Below are 1,882 nucleotides of genomic sequence, written 5' to 3'. Positions count from 1 at the left end.
TTTATTAACAAAAGAGGTATGAAATTGATAAGGAGTATCGAACTTACAAACGATCGTACTAACACATATCTAGTTAAGATAATAAAAATAAGGATAAAAATAATGAAGTTAATTAAAACAATTCTAACAGCAAGTATTGCCGCAAGTGTGCTTGTCCCGGCTGCACAAGCTAATAATGATGGATATATCCCCGCACTTAGTTTTGTTGCAGGACTGTTGAACCAAGGTATCTTTCCGACCTCTGATGCCTACACAACAAATGATGACATCATTGTGGAGGCAAATGATGGTGTTGACTTGGCCGCCAATGTCTTTGTTCCTAATGACCTGTCAGAACCAGCACCAGCCATCATTTTTGTAAATAGCTGGGCTCTGAATGAATATGAGTATTTAACACAAGCAGGAGAGTTAGCAGAAAAGGGCTACATCGTTTTTAGTTATAGCACTCGAGGTTTCGGCACATCAGAAGGCATGATTAATACGGCTGGCCCAAAGGACATCGATGATTTTAGCCGTGTGATAGATTACCTTATCGAAAACTATAACGTAGACCCAGAGAGAATAGGGAGTGCGGGTGTTTCCTATGGTTCAGGTATTTCTTTGATTGGCGCAGCACACGACCCTAGAATAAAAGCCGTTTCAGCAATGAGTGCTTGGGGCAGCTTGGCAGATTCGTTATATGGAAACCAAACACCTCGCTTGGTCTGGGGTGAGCTACTAACACTAAGTGGCAACTTACTCGGAAATCTGGACCCAATTGTCGAGCAGCACTGGTCAAATATCAAAAATCAGAACTTAAGTGAGATTCCTGCTGTTATGGAGTGGGCGGGTGTTCGCTCTCCATCCAATTATGTTGATGAGCTTAATACCAATGGTACGGCAGTTTATATCGCCAAAGCTTATGGTGATAATTTGTTCCAACCTAACTCATTAATGAGTATGTTTGAACAGCTTACCGGGCCAAAACATATTGATTTGGTTTCAGGTACTCATGCTTCAGCAGACTTACTTCCTCCAGTCATCGGTGCGGAAGCCTTACCTTGGACAAGTACCTATCAATGGTTTGATCATCACTTAAAGGGTGATAACACGCCGATAGCAAGCGCTAAACCCATTACAATGAAAGTGAAGTTTGAAGATCAGTACGATAGCTTTGACCACTTCCCTATAGAAGATTCCAGTACAGAAACCTTTTACTTACACCCTCGCTCAGCCTTCGATGATGGTGATATGGAGAGCTACCCATACTGGAGCTTCTTCGGCAGAGACAACACAATCAATGCTTGGGCCGGTACCTTATTTAGCACGCAGATTCCGCTGTTATCACAAATTCTTGAGCAGTTAGAGGTGCCTATCTTAGCGAGTATTCCAGCCGCCTCGGATATTAGAAGTATCCATTGGAAATCGAGCTGGCTGAGCGAAGAAATGCAAATACGTGGGAATCCTTCAGTATCACTACAGATACAACCAAAGCACGATGAGATCCAGCTAGTTGCTTATCTTTATGACATGAATGCTTTGGGTGTTGGAAAATTAATAACTCATGGCGCGATTACATTGCCAGACACAAACTCCGGCGAAAAAATTTCTGTCGACTTCGATCTAGTAACGACAGCATACGATGTACCCGCGGGTCATCGCCTTGTTCTAGCTGTTGATACCAAAGACCCACAATATCAATCTCCAACGGGTGTCGATTACTTTGTGGATTTTGAATATAGCAGCAATAAACAGTCAACTTTGAAAGTGCCAACGCTCTAATTATACATCCTGAAATTGTTTACCAAGTTAGAGGCATATCTTGTTACTGAGATATGCCTCTTTATTATCTAGATAATTCCTACCACGATAAGTTCACATTCTCGATTGAGTGTCTTATTCG

General features: G+C 42.0%; 1 protein-coding gene. It reads left to right on the top strand.

From position 1 onward, the window contains the following. Positions 1–102 precede the first annotated feature (102 nt). Complete coding sequence (locus A3761_RS13730; RefSeq protein ID WP_068553461.1) at positions 103–1,761, top strand: alpha/beta fold hydrolase; 1,659 nt, start codon at positions 103–105, stop codon at positions 1,759–1,761. Positions 1,762–1,882 lie beyond the last annotated feature (121 nt).

Source organism: Oleiphilus sp. HI0123, from assembly GCF_001635315.1.
Note: the sequence above shows the minus strand (reverse complement) of the source record. Positions and strands in the feature narration are given on the sequence as shown.

Coding starts and splice junctions, on each gene's coding strand:
- A3761_RS13730 (WP_068553461.1), top strand. CDS start 103: ATGAAGTTAATTAAAACAATTCTAACAGCAAGTATTGCCGCAAGTGTG.